This window comes from Sphingobacterium faecium (genome assembly GCF_003054045.1).
GTDB classification, from domain to species: Bacteria; Bacteroidota; Bacteroidia; order Sphingobacteriales; family Sphingobacteriaceae; genus Sphingobacterium; species Sphingobacterium faecium.
Window position 1 is genome coordinate 12850 of record NZ_QBKH01000003.1, and the last position, 19890, is coordinate 32739.

At 35.7% G+C, this 19890-nt stretch carries 15 protein-coding genes; 7 read left to right on the plus strand and 8 right to left on the minus strand.

The annotated features are described in order from the left end of the window. Positions 1 to 28: 28 nt before the first annotated feature. Positions 29 to 1021 carry an energy transducer TonB gene (locus tag C8N37_RS08075; RefSeq protein WP_108158455.1) on the minus strand — a complete coding sequence of 331 codons (993 nt, stop codon included), beginning with the start codon at positions 1019 to 1021 and terminating at the stop codon, positions 29 to 31. Positions 1022 to 1136: 115 nt separating this feature from the next. Then, a complete protein-coding gene (tyrS, locus tag C8N37_RS08080; protein ID WP_108158456.1) occupies positions 1137 to 2420 on the minus strand; it encodes a tyrosine--tRNA ligase in 1284 nt (427 codons plus the stop codon). A gap of 111 nt (positions 2421 to 2531) precedes the next feature. On the opposite strand from tyrS, the gene C8N37_RS08085 reads away from it, so the two are divergent. Continuing rightward, on the plus strand, positions 2532 to 3215 hold the full coding sequence (locus tag C8N37_RS08085; RefSeq protein WP_108158457.1) for an ACP phosphodiesterase: 684 nt from the start codon (positions 2532 to 2534) through the stop codon (positions 3213 to 3215). Positions 3216 to 3293: 78 nt separating this feature from the next. Continuing rightward, the gene (locus tag C8N37_RS08090; RefSeq protein WP_108158458.1) at positions 3294 to 4988 is read left to right on the plus strand and encodes an amino acid permease; all 1695 of its coding nucleotides are present in this window, start codon (positions 3294 to 3296) and stop codon (positions 4986 to 4988) included. 59 nt (positions 4989 to 5047) lie between these two features. On the opposite strand, the gene rlmF is transcribed toward C8N37_RS08090, so the two are convergent. Both rlmF and C8N37_RS08100 read right to left on the minus strand, forming a co-directional pair. Further along, entirely contained in the window at positions 5048 to 5959 is a 912-nt protein-coding gene (gene rlmF / locus C8N37_RS08095) for a 23S rRNA (adenine(1618)-N(6))-methyltransferase RlmF (protein WP_108158459.1), read from the minus strand. 139 nt (positions 5960 to 6098) lie between these two features. Next, complete coding sequence (locus tag C8N37_RS08100; protein ID WP_108159035.1) at positions 6099 to 8045, minus strand: KUP/HAK/KT family potassium transporter; 1947 nt, start codon at positions 8043 to 8045, stop codon at positions 6099 to 6101. Positions 8046 to 8301: 256 nt separating this feature from the next. Here C8N37_RS08100 and C8N37_RS08105 point away from each other — a divergent pair, with 256 nt between their 5' ends. Then, the gene (locus tag C8N37_RS08105; protein WP_108158460.1) at positions 8302 to 8751 is read left to right on the plus strand and encodes a T9SS type A sorting domain-containing protein; all 450 of its coding nucleotides are present in this window, start codon (positions 8302 to 8304) and stop codon (positions 8749 to 8751) included. 57 nt (positions 8752 to 8808) lie between these two features. Here the strand turns inward: C8N37_RS08105 and ispG are convergent, their stop codons facing one another. Together ispG and C8N37_RS08115 are read right to left on the minus strand one after the other, a co-directional pair. After that, positions 8809 to 10821 carry a (E)-4-hydroxy-3-methylbut-2-enyl-diphosphate synthase gene (gene ispG / locus C8N37_RS08110; RefSeq protein WP_108158461.1) on the minus strand — a complete coding sequence of 671 codons (2013 nt, stop codon included), beginning with the start codon at positions 10819 to 10821 and terminating at the stop codon, positions 8809 to 8811. 46 nt (positions 10822 to 10867) lie between these two features. After that, positions 10868 to 11809 (minus strand): LiaI-LiaF-like domain-containing protein, encoded by a 942-nt coding sequence (locus C8N37_RS08115; RefSeq protein ID WP_108158462.1) that lies wholly within the window; start codon positions 11807 to 11809, stop codon positions 10868 to 10870. A 293-nt stretch (positions 11810 to 12102) separates the two neighbouring features. Here C8N37_RS08115 and C8N37_RS08120 point away from each other — a divergent pair, with 293 nt between their 5' ends. Genes C8N37_RS08120 through C8N37_RS08130 form a run of 3 tightly spaced genes read left to right on the plus strand, consistent with a single transcriptional unit; the run spans position 12103 to position 14566 of the window. Beyond that, a complete protein-coding gene (locus C8N37_RS08120) occupies positions 12103 to 12837 on the plus strand; it encodes an MlaE family ABC transporter permease (protein ID WP_108158463.1) in 735 nt (244 codons plus the stop codon). Positions 12838 to 12853: 16 nt separating this feature from the next. Then, positions 12854 to 13606, plus strand: a complete 753-nt coding sequence (locus C8N37_RS08125; RefSeq protein ID WP_108158464.1) for an ABC transporter ATP-binding protein — start codon at positions 12854 to 12856, stop codon at positions 13604 to 13606. Positions 13607 to 13660: 54 nt separating this feature from the next. Next, the gene (locus tag C8N37_RS08130) at positions 13661 to 14566 is read left to right on the plus strand and encodes a class I SAM-dependent methyltransferase (protein WP_108158465.1); all 906 of its coding nucleotides are present in this window, start codon (positions 13661 to 13663) and stop codon (positions 14564 to 14566) included. An 87-nt stretch (positions 14567 to 14653) separates the two neighbouring features. Here the strand turns inward: C8N37_RS08130 and C8N37_RS08135 are convergent, their stop codons facing one another. Together C8N37_RS08135 and C8N37_RS08140 are read right to left on the minus strand one after the other, a co-directional pair. Next, positions 14654 to 16435, minus strand: coding sequence for a hypothetical protein (locus C8N37_RS08135; protein WP_108158466.1), 1782 nt, complete (start codon positions 16433 to 16435; stop codon positions 14654 to 14656). Positions 16436 to 16673: 238 nt separating this feature from the next. After that, positions 16674 to 18554: a DNA topoisomerase IV subunit B gene (locus C8N37_RS08140; protein WP_108158467.1), complete on the minus strand. Its 1881-nt coding sequence runs from the start codon at positions 18552 to 18554 to the stop codon at positions 16674 to 16676. 203 nt (positions 18555 to 18757) lie between these two features. Here C8N37_RS08140 and C8N37_RS08145 point away from each other — a divergent pair, with 203 nt between their 5' ends. Then, on the plus strand, positions 18758 to 19888 hold the full coding sequence (locus C8N37_RS08145) for an SPFH domain-containing protein (RefSeq protein WP_108158468.1): 1131 nt from the start codon (positions 18758 to 18760) through the stop codon (positions 19886 to 19888). Positions 19889 to 19890: the final 2 nt, after the last annotated feature.

Below are 19890 nucleotides of genomic sequence, written 5' to 3' on the forward strand. Positions count from 1 at the left end.
TCTTTCCAGAACAGGTTCTTTTTTTTTTCTAAAATTGATTCATAGAAGTACTTGTATTTAATCGAATCGGTAAAATATAGCTGACACTCACAGGTATACCTCTTTGGCGTCCAGGTGTCCATTTTTTCATTTTTTTTGTTACTCGGAGAGCTGCTTCTCCGGTGCCATATCCAAGATCTCTTTTGATTTTAAAATCTCTTGGTTCCCCACTTTTATCTATGACGAATTCGACTTCCACTGTTCCATTTACACCTTCGGTCAATGCCTGTCTGGGAAAATCATAATTTCTGCTGATATATTGCATCAAAGATGAAATTCCCCCTGGATAGTCAGGTTGCTTACCTACGCTAATCGAATCGTAGGGTGTTTGCTGACCTAATGAATCTGTTGTAATGCCAGAAATCAGCTTACCTGCTATGAAAGTTTCTACAAAAGTATATCGCTTCCCATTAAAGTGTCCTCTCCATTCACCTTCTTTTTTATGGTTTACATAATTTCCCTCTTCATAGGTATACGAATTATCTGCAACTTCAACTGCAAATCCATTTCCATTTTTCAATAATATTTTACCGGTTGAATCGACATATGCTAGAAAGAGTGGTTCGTCAATTTTATATTTTCCTTTCCTATCTATTTTATATGGATAATAGAGGATTGATTTAATTTTACCATTTTGATGATAGTAAAAAGCGGTATCGATCTGTTCAGAATGGTTCGAGTACATGACTTCAGATTTCAGGTTTCCATTTTCAAACAGTTCATATTTTTTACCTTTAAATTTTGTTGCAAAAATATCGGTTACTTTTCCTTGAAGCTTGGGCGCATTATTTGCAAGAAAATATTCTTCAACGATCGTATCTTTAGTATTTTGATCTGGAATGGTAACAATTCGTGCATAATGTGCTTTTTCTAAGTCTTTGGTTGCCTTGTTATTTTTTGTATATAAGGTTTGGAAGCTAACTTGTCCGTAACCGGTGCATGTAAGTAGGAATAAAAAGATAATTAGCGAAATCTTTCTCATTAAGTTTAAAATTTTGATATAAATGTAATTTTATAAATCGTAAAGATAGCAAAAGTTTATAAAATAAAAATGACCGATCAAATCGGTCATTTTTATTTTATAAATTTAAAAAAACTTACTCAGCAATAATTAAATAGTAATTTTTCTTACCTCTTTGTGCAATGATGTATTGATTATTGATCAATTGAGATGTGTTGATTACTTGTTCGATATCTGTCGCTTTCTCGCGGTTGATCGATACACCACCACCTTGTAGCATTTTGCGTGCTTCACCTTTAGAAGGGAATACCTGCGTATTGACCGCTAGCAGATCTAAAATATTGATCCCGCTGCTTAGCAATTCCTTTGAAATACTAAATTGCGGAATCCCTTCGAATACATCTAAAATAGCTTCATGGTCCAAACCATTTAAGAATTCAAGCGTACCATTGCCAAATAAGAAATCTGATGTTTTGATTGCCGTTTCATACGCTTCTTCCGAATGCGTACGAATGGTAATATCTTTTGCTAAAGCCTTTTGTACTGCCCTTGTATGTGGAGCAGCATCATGCTCAGCTATGATAGCGTCAAGTTCTTCTTTTGATTTTAAGGTGAATATCTTAATCCAGTTTTTAGCATCATCATCTGAAGTATTTAACCAAAATTGGTAATATTTATAAGGGGAAGTTTTCTTTGGATCTAACCATACTGCTCCTGATTCTGTCTTACCAAATTTTTGACCGTCTGCTTTTTTTATTAACTGTGTTGTAATCGCGAAAGCAGTTCCTTGATCTTGGCGACGAATAAATTCAGTACCTGTTACGATATTTCCCCATTGATCTGAACCGCCCATTTGTACTTTACAATTGTGATGTTTCCAGAGATAATAGAAGTCATATCCTTGAATCAGTTGGTACGAAAATTCTGTAAATGAAAGGCCGTTTTCACCTTCCAGACGTTTTTTTACAGAATCTTTAGACATCATATAGTTAACAGTAATCAATTTACCTACATCACGAATAAAATCCAAAAATTTAAAATCTTTGAACCAGTCGTAATTGTTAACCATTTTAGCGTCGTTTTCACCTTCTCCAAATGCCAGAAATTTCCCTAACTGATTTTTCAAACAGTTCACATTATGATTTAATGTGTGTTCGTCTAATAGGTTACGTTCTGCAGATTTGAAAGAAGGGTCTCCAATCATTCCCGTTGCACCACCAACCAAAGCGACAGGCTTATGTCCTGCATTTTGGAAGTGTATCAATGTCATGATTTGTGTCAAGTGACCTACGTGTAAAGAGTCACCCGTTGGATCAAAACCAATATAACCAGATACTTTTTCTTTATTTAGTAAGTCTTCAGTTCCTGGCATAATGTCTTGAAGCATGCCTCTCCAGCGTAATTCTTCTACAAAGCTCATTGTGTAAAATGGATTAAAAATTTTAATATAAGCCACAAATATAAGAGATTAAGCTGTATATTGAGTCAATATTTATCGTTAAATGACTGCGACGGGTATAAAAATGATGTTATGAATTTTTTGTCACACTTTTATTTCGAACGTTTTGCAACTACTCCAGAAAGAGTTGTCGGTAGTTTGTTACCTGATCTATTGAAAAATGCAGATAAAAACTTTGTACTCAGACCCAATAATTTTGAAGATAAACTCCGTGTGAATCCTTTACATCTGGATTTGCTAAAAGGATGGAATGGACATGTCGAAGTGGACCGTTTATTTCATAATTCGGATTATTTTTTTCATCATACACATGAAATTAAAGAATCAGTCAGGGATGAGTTAGCTGGCTTGCCTATTCGTCCTTCATTTTTTGCCCACATCGCACTAGAATTGCTCTTAGATCATCTTTTAATCGTGGATAAAGCGATTTCTATCCCTAAATTTTATAGTGCATTGGAAAAAGTGGATCGTGGTTCTTTAAAATCGTTCTTAGCCATCAGTGAATTAAAAGATATGGCCAAATTTGATGCTTTTTTTGATCGATTTCAGTCCTCACAGTACCTTTATGAATATGCCGATATGAAACAACTGACTCGAGCCTTATTTCAGATTTGTAAACGTTTATGGTCTTTTGATGTAGAGGAAGAGCGGGTTTTATCGTTAACCAGTAAATTAATAGGTTATATGAATCAAAATTTGACTGATTTCCATGATATCTATCATTATATCCATTATGAAATGATAGATTTTGAATAGTATGTATGTTGCATGCTTACTATCCATCTATTTTTTTTATTTTCGTAACCAATTACTTAACTTATTAACAAAAACTACATGTTTAAAAGACTTTTTCGCAAGAAAAGTGTTGATCAAATTATATACGACTCTCAGCATGGTGAGGGTTCTGGGCTTGCAAAAGTACTAGGTGTAAGGGATTTGGTTTCACTTGGTATCGCTGCTATAGTAGGTGCTGGGATTTTCAGTACAATTGGACTGGCAAGCTATGAAGGGGGACCAGCGGTTTCACTTTTATTTATTTTTACAGCCTTTGCATGTGTTTTTACAGCTTTGTCCTATGCCCAGTTTGCTAGTACGGTTCCAGTTTCAGGGAGTGCTTATACTTATGCTTATGTTGCTTTTGGAGAATTGTTTGCTTGGATCATTGGTTGGGCATTGGTCTTGGAGTATGCTGTTTCTAATACGGTTATTGCCATTTCGTGGTCACAATATTTTGCGTCCATGCTTGAAGGGTTTGGAATCCATATACCGGCATGGCTATCCATGGCTCCTGGTTATGCTTTAGATGCATCTGAAAAGCTTGCTAAACATGGAGCAGCAGCCTTAACTGCGGCAGATAAACACGGACTGGAGGCGTATTTGAGTGCTCCTCGAATAGGAGGGATGCCCGTTATATTTGACCTTCCAGCTGGTATTATCACTGTTTTAGTCACTGCCTTAGTATATATTGGAATTAAAGAGTCGCAACGTGCCAGTGCCATTATGGTCATGATTAAAGTTGGAATTATCTTGGCCGTTATCTTTGGCGGGATGTTTTATGTAAAGCCGGAAAATTGGACACCATTCGCTCCAAATGGCATGCATGGAGTCATGGGAAGTGTAGCGGCTGTCTTTTTTGCCTTTATCGGTTTTGATTCGATTTCAACAACAGCTGAAGAGTGTAAAAATCCACAGCGTGATCTGCCCAAAGCCATGATTTGGTGTCTGGTAATCTGTACGGTGCTATATGTCGCTATTACGTTGATATTAACGGGGATGGTTAACTATACAGAGTTGAACGTCAAAGATCCTTTAGCTTTTGTGTTCAAATATGTTGGATTTGACTATATGGCTGGTATTATATCGGTTACTTCAGTAATCGCAATTACAAGTGCGCTACTGGTTTATCAATTGGCACAACCGAGAATTTGGATGACGATGAGCCGGGATGGGCTGATGTCTAAGCGCTTTGCTCGCATTCACCCAAAATATAAAACACCTTCTTATGCAACAATCGTAACAGGAATTGTTGTTGGCGTACCTTCCCTATTTTTCAAAATGGATTTTTTCGTCGATTTAACTAGTGTTGGGACATTCTTTGCCTTTATTATGGTATGTGCTGGTGTACTTTATATGGATTATTCGGGTTTATCTGAAAAGTCGAAATTTAGGGTTCCCTACTTAAATGGTAAATATCTTGTCGGTATTGGTTTATTGACTGCAATAATTTTGATCGGGATATACGGTCAGTCAATTTTAGTGGAATGGAAGAATTTAACCTTTATGGAGATCGTAGAGCATAAGGTACTGGTTATTATTTTTTGGTTGACCTGGTTGGGATTAAGTATCTATAGCTTTAAGATGAATTTTTCATTATTACCTGTTACTGGAATTTTAATCAACCTATATTTGATGACCGAATTAGGGGCTAGTAATTGGATTATATTTATTATATGGTTAATTGGAGGGCTCGTTATATACTTTTTGTATGGGTATAAACATTCAAAACTAAATAAGGAAAGTATTTCTTAAGTGACGTACGGCTATATAAAAAAAGCTCTAAACTATGTTTAGAGCTTTTTTTATATAGATTAGAATCTCCAAAGAAGTATTCTACCAACTTTATTTCCTTGTTCCATGCGGATGACTTCCATTTCGACGACATTGAGTTTTTTTAACTTATGTTGTAAACCTCTGATATCTTCCCGGTGTGCTACCAGTGTCGAAAACCATTTTACTTGATCTTTGTAAAACTGACTTTCAAAAATCATTCGTCCGATAAAAGCCTTTTCACCACCATCGCACCACAGTTCGCTTCCTTGACCAGCAAAACTTTGAACGATGTTCTCTTGCTCAGCTGGCTTTAAGCTTTTTATTTTACGGTCTGCTTGTGCCAATGCTTCTAATTGAGAGGAGAAGAATGGAGGATTACAGATCACCATATCATATTTTTCATTTTCAAGAATGATATCCTTGAAGATGGCTTTGGGATTATTCTGTAATCTGATCTGTACATTATTTTTAAGTTCTGGATTTAACCGAACGATTTCAATGGCATTTTTGTATGCTTTCTTTACAATTTCTGAACCTACAAATGACCAGCCGTATTCATGATGACCCACAATTGGGTAGATACAATTTGCTCCAACTCCGACATCAAGGATCTTAACTTGTTTTCCTTTCGGAATTTCATTGTTGTTGCTTTTAGCTAATATATCAGCAACGTAATGAATGTAGTCTGCACGTCCTGGAATAGGAGGACAAAGGTTTTCCTTAGGAATATCCCAATATTGAATGTTATAATATTGTTGAAGTAATGCTTTATTTAAAAGTCTTACTGCTTCGGGATTTGTAAAATCTATTGTTTTGGTACTGTAATCGTTAACAAAAATGAATGGTTTGAGTTCAGGAACGACTTTGACTAATTTAACAAAATCGTATGCATCAAGATGTTTATTTCTAGGGTGAAGTTTTTTTGTTGGAGTTGTTGCTGTTCCTGCCATAATGTTGTATTTGATGCAAAAATAAGCTTTTATTTTAAGAGATCGCTGAAATAAAAGTAGGTTGTGCTAAAAGGTCAATAAAAAAACCTCCAAGTTGTATTTAACTTCTTGGAGGTTTTAGGGTATAAACAGGATCCTATCAGTTGTTTTTCCGCTTTAAATCTATGGTAGTTGTTTGGGGTAAACTTAACGGGACACGTTCAATAGTTACAAAACTAGCATCCAATCCAAATCCTTTTTCTTCGGAAAGACTTAGTTTTTTAAGATAACCATATATCTCCATAATGATACGCTCTGACCAGCTCAATTGATTACCCTTTGAAAGTACTTTTTCTAATACAACAAATTTAAAATCTCCAGGGATTTTGTGTTTTTTTAAGGTGTCGTATTGGCTTGTAATATCGATTTCACCTTTTTGAACCATATCTTCTACTACTTTTCTGAATAGTAAACTGATGCGTTGTTCTTCTCTAAATCCAAGTTTGAAATCTATACGAATTAGCTTTCCTGGAATCAATTGATCGATGGTATACTCCCTTGTATGAGGGTGATCCATGACATCCACGTGTACTAACCAATAGACATCAGCACGTTTTGGTTTCTTATTCAATATAGAATAAATGATTTTGGATTCGATCTCTGACTTAAAGTTGGCACTTGTTAAATACACTAAATGCGATGCGTACGGTGGTACGGACTTGTCCTCACTCAGTTCCGAAATAATGGGATAATATTTATCGATATTAATGAAGTTAACAAATCTATTTTTAATACGTCTGGCACTCCACCAAGCATACATAATCAGAAATAGAAGGGAAGCTAAGAGTAATGTGAGCCATCCGCCATGTGCAATTTTAACGCCATTTCCGACTAAAAATATCAATTCTAATATTAAATAAAACCCTGTAAATAAAGCAATAAGATATTTATTAATTTTTTTAGAAGCAAGAAAGAATGCCATCAAAACTGTTGTTGTTAAGAATGTCAAATTGATAGCCAAACCGTAAGCTGCTTCCATGTTGCTGGATTCTCCAAAAATTTTAATAATTAACATACATCCCGCCCATAGGATCAAATTGATTGAAGGAACATATAATTGTCCTTTATGATCACTGGGATAGCGAATGGCAACCTTAGGCCAAATATTTAAACGTACGGCTTCAGATATCAGGGTGTATGAACCTGAAATCATCGCTTGACTAGCAATAACGGCAGCCATGGTGGCAATCGCAATACCATAACCAAGAAACCAATGGGGCATGATCGCATAAAACGGATTATTTTCACCTAAGACTTTTCCTTCTTGGGTTAATAACCAGGCACCTTGACCGAAATAATTAAGAACAAGTGTTAGTTTTACGAATATCCAGCTGATACGAATATTATCTTTACCGCAGTGTCCCATATCTGAATACAGTGCCTCGGCTCCTGTCGTACATAGAAATACTGCCCCAATGATAAAAAGTGCATTGGGATAAGCAATTAATAATTTAATGGCATAATACGGGTTAAGAGCTTTGAGTACTTCATATTCAAGGTGAATATTGCTAAGTCCTAAAACTCCAATAGTTGAAAACCAAATAAACATCAGTGGCCCAAATATTTTACCGACTACCGATGTACCAAATCGTTGGATGGCAAATAAAAGTGTGATGATGGTCACAACAATTGGAATTGTTGGTAAACCAGGATACTTAATGTCCAGACCTTCAATCGCAGAAGAGATCGTAATGGCTGGTGTAATCATGCCGTCGGCAAGAAGCGTTGCTGCTCCAATCATTGCCGGGAAAATCAACCATGGTGCCCTTTTGCGAACTAATGAAAAAAGTGATAGGATACCTCCTTCTCCTTTATTGTCAGCTTGGAGTGTAATCAGTACATATTTTACAGTTGTTTGTAAAGTAACTGTCCAAAACACACACGATAATCCACCTAGAACAAGGTCTTTGTCGATGACCCCCTTATTCATGATGGCCTTAAAAACATAGAGCGGAGAGGTACCAATATCTCCAAAAATAATCCCTAAACTAATTAGGAGACCTGCAAGGCTTACCTTTTGTGCGGTACTTTGATGACTTGTCGTCATTTTTTTATTTGATTTAAGTAAAAAAACCTTCATTTTAACACGAATACGAAGGTTCGTTGCAATTGAAAAACTCGTGCCAAATTTTAGCAATTTGTTTGACAACGCCAAATCTTGTTAAAAATTGTTAAAAGACAAATTTTTATTCGATATAAGTTAATAATATCTAAACAAATAACCTACTTTTGTTGTTGATATATTGGTTTAGATATATTATATTTGATTAAACTATAACCAATCTAAGAAGTCGTATATACAAATGAATATTAATTTTAAGAAAATAGCTTATTTATGTCTGCTCTGCGTGGTTACGTTGCCAGGAAGCTTAGGCTATGCTTCTGTATTGCACGCTTCTTCTTCCACCAAAAATTTGGATAGAGCTAATCATCAAGCTGATATTATAGGATTTGCAGCTAATCCTGAGAATGCTAAAGATGTTGATAAGTTAATCAATAATGTTAAAGTTTTTTATAATCCTATTTCAGAACAGATCAGCTTATCTTTTAAATTGAATAAGCAAAGTTCTGTTGCCATTAAAGTCATGGATGCTTTGGGTAATGAGGTGGTTCAGTTAATGAATGGGAGTTTAGATGCGGGTAATCAAAATTTATCTTTTGATCCAAGTGGAAAACTTAATTCTGGATTTTATTTTATCCGAGTGGTTTCTGGTTCAGAAACTGTTGTAAAGAGGTTTTCTGTTCGTAAATAAATTAGCGAAACGCTAGATATAAGAAAGGCTTAAATGATATCATTTAAGCCTTTTTCTTTAATTGGGCATTTCATTTTCTTCTATCCACAAACCATCAGATTTGATAATATTGATGAGCTCGTCCAGTGCATGGGCAGAGCTCACGTTTTTCTTAACGACTTCCTGTCCACGGTAAAGCGTTATTTTGTCTGGACCAGCGCCTACGTAACCATAATCGGCATCAGCCATTTCACCAGGTCCATTGACAATACAGCCCATGATTCCAATCTTTAATCCTTTCAGGTGATTTGTCCTATTTCTGATCATTTGCGTTGTTTCTTGGAGGTCAAAAAGTGTTCTACCGCAGCTTGGGCAAGAAATGTATTCTGTTTTGGAAATTCGTGATCTGGTGGCTTGGAGGATTCCAAATGATAAGGATACTATTTTGTCCAAAGGTGTTGCAGGTGAATCAATCCAAACACCTGATCCAAAGCCATCAATTAAAAGTGCTCCTAAATCGGTCGCTGCATATAACTGAAGTTTTGAAATGGGCTCTTCGGGATTCATAATATCGCCAACAGGTCCTGAAAATTCGGCAGGATCGTAAGTTCTTTTAATAATCACAGGATTTTCTAAACCAATTTCTTGTAGATTTTTAAAAAATTGTCTTTGTTCTGCCATTCCATGAACTGCTGTAGTTTCTAAAAGGAACACAATAGTTTTATCAAGTTGTAGAGTTTCAAATAAACTTGTCGCTAAATCCGTATTTTTTATTTTGATCAGGTTGAGTACTTGATCTTTTTCTGTTGCTTGATTGAATTCTTCTAATGTAAATAAGGGGTGGATATTAGCTTTGTTTTGTATGTTTTTCCACGTTTTGTAATTATAGAGTTGTTTTAGATTTGCCGGCATATTGAATGAAGGCAATTGATCAGCTAAATATACAAAATCAACAGATTGTTCACCCATATGGTATTTGTCCAATAGCATATCATAGCGATAGCCTGCTTGTGCTAAAAAATTGGCATCTTTCAAATTTTGCGTAGATATGTCAACAACTACACGTGGAACTAATGATCCTCCAATAAAAGTATTAACTTCTTTGGAGATATATGGTGTAGCTATATTATTATCTGTTAATTTTAAGATTGGAGGAATCACAGACGTATTGAAATCATGCTGCCTTTTTGTATATCGATTAACTAAAGCAATCGCAACTGGAGCTTCTTTTTCCGGTTCCTCAGTCAAGGATACTCGCACCGTATCACCTAATCCATCTTCTAATAATGTTCCAATTCCTACGGCTGACTTGACTCGACCATCCTCTCCATCTCCGGCTTCAGTAACGCCTAAGTGTAAAGGATAATTCATGTTTTCAGAAACCATTTTTTCGACTAAAAGCCTATAAGCACGAACCATTACCTGTGGATTGCTCGATTTCATGGATATGCATAAATTATAGTAATTTAAGTCTTCACAAATTCGGATAAATTCCATGGCCGATTCAACCATTCCTTCGGGAGTATCACCATAATGGCTCATGATTCGATCTGAAAGGGAACCATGATTGGTTCCTATACGCATAGCCGTTCCGTACTCTTTACAGATATTGACTAAGGGTTTGAACTTTTTATATATCCGATCTAATTCTGCTTGATACTCGCTGTCTGTATAACTAAGTTGATCAAATTTTTTCTTGTCGGCATAGTTACCTGGATTGACGCGGACTTTTTCAACAATCCTCGCAGCAACTTCTGCTGCATTGGGTGTGAAATGAATGTCAGCGACTAATGGTACCTGATATCCTCTAAGGCGCAATTCTTTTTTTATATTGGCCAGATTATTTGCTTCTTTTATCGAAGGTGCTGTGATCCTCACATATTCACAACCGGCATCTACCATTTTTATAGTTTGCTCCACAGAACCTAAGGTATCCATGGTGTCGATTGTTGTCATGCTCTGAATACGTATCGGATTGTCCCCACCCATCGGTACATCCCCAATCTGCACTTCTCTTGTTTTCCATCTTGAATACGTGGTTTGCGAGTTGCAATAAATATCAGGCAATGTCAAAAGTTTACTTGTGTCCATATCTAATTGCAAAGTTATGTATTCTACAGCATTTATTTAAGCTCTTTTAATAGCGAGTTATCGATACAGAAGTAATACCCCCATCAATAGCAATCTGAAACTTATTTTTTGCTTTATCAAAATTAGGACTAGTCAATGTTCCTTTTTCATTACCCTTTATAAAACTATCATCAGCATTTACGGAGGACAATGCCATTTCTGTTATAATCTGACAAGCCGCATCTCTCGGAATGGCAATTTGGATCGAAGATGCTCCAGCATCAATATTGATGTTTGAATTTATCTGTGGATACCCTAACTTTAAGTCTAAATTACTTGCGCCCGCGTCAATTGTCAAATTTCTAAGTTTGAAGTTTGACAAATCCCCTTGAATATCTGCTGCACCTACATCTAAGTTCAGATCCCAAATGATATTCTTATTGAGTTTGATTAGCGTGGTATTGCCTTTTGAGTTTATCCCTTTTTTTGTTTTTCCGCTTAAATTCAGTGTGGTAGGTTGCCCTTCTTTTGAATCAGAATTTAGTGAAAGAAAATATTTATTGGAATTATTTGTTGCTTCAAATAAATTAGATTCAGTGGTGTCTTTTAATTTGATTTGGGTCGCTCCCAAATCAATGTTTGCTGTTGCATGGGTGGTATTTCCACTATTTTTACTGGATACAAAGTTTGACGTTCCTTTAAAGTCTTCTTCATCCATATCGATATCTACGTGGTTGTTTTCCATGATGCGGGATAAAAAACTTTGATTGGGTGTCGTTATACCGATATAAGTAAATATGGATAAAATAACACATGTGGTTCCGATAGATATGATATAACCAATATCTTTTTTTGGAACTAGAATATTTACTCCTACTAATATAATCAGTAGTGGCCAGTAGCGAAAAACCTCAAACCAATTGAAATCAATAATGTCCATCTTACTTAAAAGAAGTATGATTCCAATGAATAAAAATATAATACCTGTTGTGATTCTCTTTGCGTCCATAATATAATCGTTTATTCTTTTATTTTTAAACTACATCACAAATGTAAACTAAAAATAAATTTTTGATTTTATAAATTAGGTTATTCATGTACTAATCTCGGTAAAATATATCATTTCATCGGTAATTGAGTTGTGGTATTTCTAAGGAATAGGTATTAATGCGTTATTTAGAAGTATTGGCTATCTTTGAGACAAAGTATATTTTATCATGGCATTATAAAAAACCAATTTGTATTTTATGGTGTTATAATAGTATCTTAGATTTTAATGAAGAAAAAACACTGTAAAAATATATGATATTTCACCATATAGGTTCTTATTTGCTACTGCTACGCTCGGTTTTGAAGAAACCAGAGAAGGGAAAGATTTACTGGAAAGAGACTATGCATGCTATGAACGAAATAGGTCTTGGATCCCTTGGGCTTATTGTTATTATTTCCACCTTTATTGGAGCGGTTATGACGATGCAAATTGCTTTCCAATTGGTTTCTGATCTAATTCCAAATTCAATTATTGGCTCCATTAATCGAGATTCCAATATTTTGGAATTGGGACCTACTATTTCAGCCTTAGTTCTTATGGGAAGTGTGGGTTCATCGATTTCCTCACAAATAGGTTCTATGCGCGTCACCGAACAAATAGATGCTTTAGAAATCATGGGAATTAATGCTCCAGGATATTTGATCTTGCCTAAGATACTTGCAGGTATCACGATGGTACCTGTTTTAGTGACTATAGCAATTTTTTGCTCTATCGTTGGAGGTCTTATCGGCGGAGCGCTTTCGGGAGCTGTGACACCATCTGATTACATTATGGGTATTCAAGAGGGATTTAATGGCTTCACTGTTACTGTGGCATTGGTGAAAGCTTTTGTCTTTGGCTTTATTATTACTTCCATATCTGCATATAAAGGTTTTACCGTAAGTGGTGGTGCTCTTGAAGTTGGTCAAGCAAGTACAAAAGCGGTTGTCATTGGTTGTATAACCATCTTGGCAGCTGATTATTTGATAACGGCGTTGATGCTTTAATTTCTTTTAAAAAATTATGATACAAATAGAGCATATTTATAAATCCTTCGGAAGTAACGAGGTACTGAAAGGTATTGATGCTACTTTTGAACCGGGTAAAGTGAGTTTAATTATTGGTGGTTCAGGATCTGGAAAAAGTACTTTATTAAAATGTATGGTTGGTTTGCACGAACCAGATCAAGGCCGAGTTCTTTTTAATGGTCAAGATTTTTCAAAATTAAGTTTTGAAGATCGTATTCCTGTCCGAAAAGAGATCGGCATGTTATTTCAAAATTCGGCGCTTTTTGATTCCATGACTGTTGAACAGAATATTATTTTTTCTTTGGATATGTTTACAGACATGTCTAAATCTGAAAAATTGGATCGTGCTAATTTTTGTTTAGAAAGAGTAAATTTAAAGGGGAGAAATCAACTTTATCCTTCAGAACTCTCAGGAGGGATGAAAAAGCGTGTTGGCATAGCCCGTGCTATAGCTATGAGCCCGAAATATCTTTTTTGTGATGAACCCAATTCTGGCTTAGATCCAGAAACTTCAATATTGATTGATGAACTCATATTAGAATTGACACAAGAATATAATGCAACCACTATTGTGGTGACGCATGACATGAACTCTGTAATGGGTATTGGTGAATATATTCTTTATCTCTATAAGGGACAGAAGTTTTGGGAAGGTTCAAATCAGGATATGATGCGATCTGATGTGAAGGAGTTGAACGATTTTGTGTTCGCAAGTCCATTAATGAAGCGCGCAAAAGAAACGATGTAATCTGTTGATCTTTGCTTATTTGTTTTTAGATTTACGTATCTTTGCGCCAAATTATTGATTTTGACTACTACAGATATACAATTATTAACACCACAACATTGGAAAGATTACGAGTTAATCGATTGTGGTGATTTCGAAAAATTAGAACGTTTTGGCGACTTAGTTTTAATTCGTCCTGAACCACAGGCTGTATGGCCAAAAACATGGTCAGAGGCGGAATGGAATAAACGCCATGATATTAAATTTAAAGGTCGTTCTGCTACTTCTGGTGAGTGGATGAAAAAAAATCCTAAAGTCCAAGATCGCTGGCATATACAATATAAAAATAATGATGTTGCGATTAAGTTTCGTCTGGGATTGACCTCTTTCAAACATGTCGGCATTTTTCCGGAACAAGCTGTCAACTGGGATTATATCTCACAGTCTGTGCGCGCATTTGAAACGGATAAACCTAAAGTTTTAAATTTATTTGCCTATACAGGTGGAGCATCTTTGATTGCTCGTGCTGCAGGTGCCGATACCACTCACGTAGACTCTATCAAACAAGTGGTTACTTGGGCGAATGAAAACCAAGAATTATCAGAAATTGACAATATTCGTTGGGTTGTAGAGGATGCTCTGAAATTTGTAAAACGTGAAGTAAAGCGTGGAAATAAATACAATGGTATTATATTGGATCCGCCAGCCTATGGACATGGTCCGAAAGGGGAGAAATGGAAATTGGAGGATCATATCATGGAAATGATGCATGATGTTGTACAATTATTAGATCCTAAAGAACATTTCTTGATCTTAAATACGTATTCTTTAGGTTTTTCATCAGTGATCGTAGAGAATTTAATTCGTACAGCATTTCCTAAAGTGGAAAATCTAGAAGTTGGAGAACTTTATTTACAAGCTACAGCAGGACCTAAATTACCTTTGGGAGTATTTGGGAAATTTAGAAAAGTGGCTAAATAAATATATCAAATATAGAATAATAAAGGAGTAACCAATCTAGTTACTCCTTTATTATTTTTAGACATTATATTCAGGTACACGTGTCTATTAAAATTTTACCTCAGCGAGCTCGATTTCTGCATTCTTAAGTTGTTCGGGTATGTTGTCTATTACATGACTAGAAAAACCTTTCAAATCATTTTTTAATCTGTTGTAATAGGCTATTCCTTCCAAAAGCTGATTTTTAAATTTTTCTAAATATTTTATTTTCTTATCATTGACTGTATCTGCATTCATTTCTACATATTTTTTAATGTGCGCTACATAGAGTTGTAGTTCGCTAATAAATAGAAATGGACGGTTATCATTTTGAATCAAATCATATTTTCCGTAGATGTGGTTGATCATTTGGTCCAGTGAGTATTTATTTTTAAACCATACAGTATTTGGACCAGGACAAATGGATACGGCTTTCTGTTCTTTTGGTTTTAAAATATCGTATTTTAAATATGCAGGCACTGCAAGTCCATCGCAAAGACATGTTTTTTCAGTAATTCTCGCAAATTCTTTGTCATAATCCTTTTGTTCCAATGACTTTGCTTTTAATTCTTGAATTTTTTTGTGTTGATAAGCACGAGATGCGGTGCACAGGGGCTCAGAACCAAAATCTATATTGGATACGAGGTATTTCTTTTTACAGGGACTTCCTGGTCTTCCTTCTTGTATTCTTTTTATACGTAAACGTTCTGCAGAGCTTTTTCTAAAATTATTGAAAGGTACTCCGAGCGGTGAAGCTTCACTGATGTAAAAGTCATGCTCTTCTGAGGTGGTAAGGGCTTTCAAAGTTTCTTCATCTACGGTTGTGGCTTCAGGTACTAGTAAGAATGGAGATCCCCAACCCACGGCGTCAAATTCATAATATTGGAGTAAAAATTGATGTTCACTAGCTGTTCCTACGCCGCCCTGTACGGTATATTTAATCGGAGGAGCTTGTTGGAAATTTTTGTCTTGTTGGTTCCAATATTGTTGATAGATATGGAATAGCTCTTGTTGTAATTCTAGTTTTTTATTTTTGAATTCAGCTAAAATAGGACCTAATAAAAAACCGTCTGTTGCGAATGCATGCCCTCCACAGTTGAGGCCAGACTCAACACGAAACTCAGAGACCCAGACACCTTTTTTTGCTAAATATTTTGCTTGTATTAGTGCAGACCTGAAGTCACTAACCTTTAGGGTTATCTTTTTATCAAAGCTCCCATCTTCTTTTTGCCAGAAAGCAGGTAATTCTGCTACGTATGCATACAGCTTTGGGTTCATACCTGCAGAAAGAATTACGGAAGATTGTAATTGTGAATTAGCATACCCTCTTAATGCTGCTAGTGCATCTGAAAAGGTATCCTCTAATGCATTTCCGTTTTTATCATAATTAATTTTATCTACTTTAGACATGATATTGACATCAATATCTCCAGCTTTGATAAAGGTTCTAAGATTTTGCTTCTTTTTCGCTTTCTCCACGATATCGGTTTCAGAAAGCATATCCTGGTAAATCTTTTTTGCAGGATGTGATTCTGGTATAAGCTGAAAATAACGATCAATTTCAGATCCTTTTTCAAAAAATTCGGTACGCATATGCTCAATTTGTTCTTGGACTAATTGAGAAACTAGGTTGAGATAACTTGAAATTCGATGAGACCTAAAATCGGTATCTGTTTTTTTTATAGGAAGATATTCTTTATTATTGAGTTGGCAATAGTATTCGCGTATACGTTCAATTAGCTCATCATCTACGATGGATATTACGGATGAAATGCCAAATCTAGCGACTTTTAACGGCGAATCTATTGAGAATGCTAATCCCAAAACGGGAATATGGAATGAGTGCGTCATATCAGTTTTATTTCAATACGAAATACCGAATAAAAAGAATATGAAAAAGTAATGTGCGCATGATTAAAAAATGATATACATCACTTTTTGCTGAATGCCAACCTGTTTTTTGCCTTTTAGAAGGCTAAGTAAATGCCTGTATTGATGTCCTATTGTAAATGAAATCTAGGTAGCAGTTACCCAGTCGATTATACCAAATCGTACAAGGTTTTACTTATGAAAAACAAGCGGGGGTTTATTAACCCGCTTGTTGTGTTTGTTGTGCTTCTTTAGCTATTTTGGCCAACTCTTCTTCCAGATCTAATTCAACGCGAAGATTATTAACAATATGTTTTTGTCTATCGGGTGTATTTTTCCCCATATAGTACTCTAAAAGTTGCTTTATTTTATTATCCTTTGATAAGAATACCGGATCTAAACGCATATCTTTTCCGATAAATAGACCAAATTCGGAAGGGGATATCTCACCAAGACCTTTAAATCGTGTGATCTCTGGTTTATTACCTAATTTAGCAATTGCACGTTGTCTTTCCTCATCCGAATAGCAATAGATTGTTTCTTTTTTATTACGCACACGGAATAATGGTGTCTGCAAAATAGAGACGTGACCTGCTTTAACAAGATCAGGAAAAAATTGCAAGAAAAATGTTAACAATAATAGTCGTATGTGCATACCATCAACATCGGCATCCGTAGCAAATACAATATTGTTGTAACGTAAACCGTCTAAGCCATCTTCAATATTTAGGGCATGTTGCAACAAGTTGAATTCCTCATTTTCGTAGACGATCTTTTTGGACATACCATACGAATTTAATGGTTTTCCTTTTAAGCTGAAAACTGCCTGTGTCTGTACATCTCTCGATTTAGTAATAGAACCGGATGCAGAGTCTCCCTCCGTGATGAATAATGTCGTTTCTTGATTTCTTTCGTTTTTGTCTGAAAAATGAACTTTACAATCGCGTAATTTACGATTATGTAATGATGCTTTCTTAGCACGCTCATTGGCCAGTTTTTTTATACCTGCGATATCTTTACGTTCTCTTTCGGATTGAAGGATACGTTTTAACAAGGCATCAGCTGTATCGGAATTTTTATGGAGATAATCGTCTAATGCTTTTTTAAGAAAATCATTGATGAATGTTCTGACCGTGGGTCCATCTGGTCCGATACTTTGGGAACCAAGTTTTGTTTTTGTTTGCGATTCAAAAACAGGTTCTTGTACTTTTATTGCAATTGCTCCAATGATAGAAGATCGAACATCTGAAGCATCAAATTCTTTCTTATAAAACTCACGTATTGTTTTTACCAAGGCTTCGCGAAAGGCTGCTTGATGCGTTCCACCTTGCGTGGTGTGCTGGCCATTGACAAAGGAGTAATACTCTTCACCATATTGCTGGCCGTGTGTTATTGCAATTTCGATATCTTCTCCTCTCAAATGAATGATCGGGTAGCGCATGGATTCTGTATCGATATTCCGTTCTAAAAGATCTTTTAATCCATTTTCAGAGATGAATTTTTGTCCATTGAAATTAATTGTTAAACCTGAGTTTAAGAAAACATAATTCCAGATCATGTTTTCCACAAATTCTAAGCGATATTTATAATTTCTGAATATGGTTTCATCAGGGTAAAATATAACAGCGGTACCGTTACGTTGAGTTGTTTCTTTCTCCTCATCGGATAGTAACTCTCCTTTACTAAATTGTGCGATACGTGTTACCTTTTCACGGTAAGATTGTACGGTAAATTGCCCGGACAAAGCATTGACAGCTTTTGTACCGACACCATTAAGCCCTACTGATTTTTGAAAAGCTTTACTATCGTATTTACCTCCTGTATTAATTTTTGACACGACATCTACGACTGAACCAATTGGGATACCACGCCCATAATCTCGGACAGCAACTTTGTTGTCATTGACCGTAATATCGATCGTTTTACCAGCGCCCATTACAAACTCATCAATAGAGTTGTCGACTACTTCTTTTAATAAGACATAAATACCGTCGTCGTAGGCAGAACCATCTCCTAATTTCCCGATATACATACCGGGACGCAAGCGGATATGTTCTTTCCAATCGAGGGAACGTATACTATCTTCGTTATAAGTACTCATGTTTTTTAATTATTCTTCGGTGTTTAGCAAAAATAGTAAAATAAAGATTAAATATGTGCAGTCAATTTCTTAAATCAATTATTTGGAAGACTAGAATTCTAGAACCGATCTTTGGTTTAGATAGGAGTGTATAAATTGTACAAATATTTACTTTAGATTGCTGATTATTTCCTTAAATTTAGAAAACGTTATAGCAATAAATTATGGGATTGTTTGATAAAATAAGAAATGAGTTTATCGATATCATCGAATGGGTTGATGATAGTCCTGATACGATTGTATGGAAATTTCCTCGTTATCAGAATGAAATAAAAATGAATACACAGCTTACTGTACGTGAGGGACAGGTTGCGGTGTTTATGAACGAAGGGGTGATCGCCGATGTTTTTACTGCAGGCAGACATGTTTTGACTACGCAGAATATGCCTGTGATGACCACCTTGCAAGGATGGAAATATGGTTTTAATAGCCCTTTTAAAGCGGATGTGTTTTTTATCAGTTTAAGACAATTTACGAATCAAAAATGGGGAACTAAAAATCCTATTATGTTACGGGATGCTGAATTTGGTCCTGTACGATTGAGGGCTTTTGGATCGTATGCTTTTCAGGTTAAAGATGCTACGGTGTTTTTAAAGCAAATTGCTGCAACCAATCCAACATTTACCGTTGAAAACATTAATGAACAGCTTCGCAATATTGCCGTTACTCGAGGTATGGATGCTATTGCTGAGTCTAAAATAGCAGTTTTAGATTTGGCATCCCATTATGATGAAGTATCCGTTTTTGTGCAACAAAAAATAAATCCTGAATTTGAAGAAATCGGTCTGAGTCTGACCAAATTTTTGATTGAAAATATTTCATTGCCTGAAGAGGTTGAAAAAGTATTGGATAAAAGAAGTAGTATGGGGATTGTTGGAAATTTAGGCGCTTATGCTCAATTTCAGGCTGCAAATGCCATGGAAAAAGCTGCAGAAAACCCCAGTGGCGGTGGTATAATGGGTGCTGGTTTGGGTGTAGGACTAGGAGCGGGGATGGCAGGTCAAATGAGTGGGGTATTTCAACAAAATAAGTTTGATGGTAACCATCCTGTAGAAAACTCATCCGCTGCAGTACCGCCTGTTATTCCGGTATCTGTGCAGTATTATTTAGCTATTAATGGTGTGCAAGAGGGACCTTTTGTTATTGAACAGTTGAATAATGAGATTAAAAGTGGGAAACTAACTTCTTCAACATTGGCTTGGAAAGCAGGAATGGAAAATTGGAAGGAAGCATCTGAAATTGAGGAATTGAAAAACTTATTCCAGGCCATACCTCCACCACTTCCTGGAATATAGTA

Excerpts from the sequence above, each read along its gene's own strand:
- C8N37_RS08075 (WP_108158455.1), bottom strand. The coding sequence starts at position 1,021 with ATGAGAAAGATTTCGCTAATTATCTTTTTATTCCTACTTACATGCACC.
- tyrS (WP_108158456.1), bottom strand. The coding sequence starts at position 2,420 with ATGAGCTTTGTAGAAGAATTACGCTGGAGAGGCATGCTTCAAGACATT.
- C8N37_RS08085 (WP_108158457.1), top strand. The coding sequence starts at position 2,532 with ATGAATTTTTTGTCACACTTTTATTTCGAACGTTTTGCAACTACTCCA.
- C8N37_RS08090 (WP_108158458.1), top strand. The coding sequence starts at position 3,294 with ATGTTTAAAAGACTTTTTCGCAAGAAAAGTGTTGATCAAATTATATAC.
- rlmF (WP_108158459.1), bottom strand. The coding sequence starts at position 5,959 with ATGGCAGGAACAGCAACAACTCCAACAAAAAAACTTCACCCTAGAAAT.
- C8N37_RS08100 (WP_108159035.1), bottom strand. The coding sequence starts at position 8,045 with ATGACGACAAGTCATCAAAGTACCGCACAAAAGGTAAGCCTTGCAGGT.
- C8N37_RS08105 (WP_108158460.1), top strand. The coding sequence starts at position 8,302 with ATGAATATTAATTTTAAGAAAATAGCTTATTTATGTCTGCTCTGCGTG.
- ispG (WP_108158461.1), bottom strand. The coding sequence starts at position 10,821 with ATGGACACAAGTAAACTTTTGACATTGCCTGATATTTATTGCAACTCG.
- C8N37_RS08115 (WP_108158462.1), bottom strand. The coding sequence starts at position 11,809 with ATGGACGCAAAGAGAATCACAACAGGTATTATATTTTTATTCATTGGA.
- C8N37_RS08120 (WP_108158463.1), top strand. The coding sequence starts at position 12,103 with ATGATATTTCACCATATAGGTTCTTATTTGCTACTGCTACGCTCGGTT.
- C8N37_RS08125 (WP_108158464.1), top strand. The coding sequence starts at position 12,854 with ATGATACAAATAGAGCATATTTATAAATCCTTCGGAAGTAACGAGGTA.
- C8N37_RS08135 (WP_108158466.1), bottom strand. The coding sequence starts at position 16,435 with ATGACGCACTCATTCCATATTCCCGTTTTGGGATTAGCATTCTCAATA.
- C8N37_RS08140 (WP_108158467.1), bottom strand. The coding sequence starts at position 18,554 with ATGAGTACTTATAACGAAGATAGTATACGTTCCCTCGATTGGAAAGAA.
- C8N37_RS08145 (WP_108158468.1), top strand. The coding sequence starts at position 18,758 with ATGGGATTGTTTGATAAAATAAGAAATGAGTTTATCGATATCATCGAA.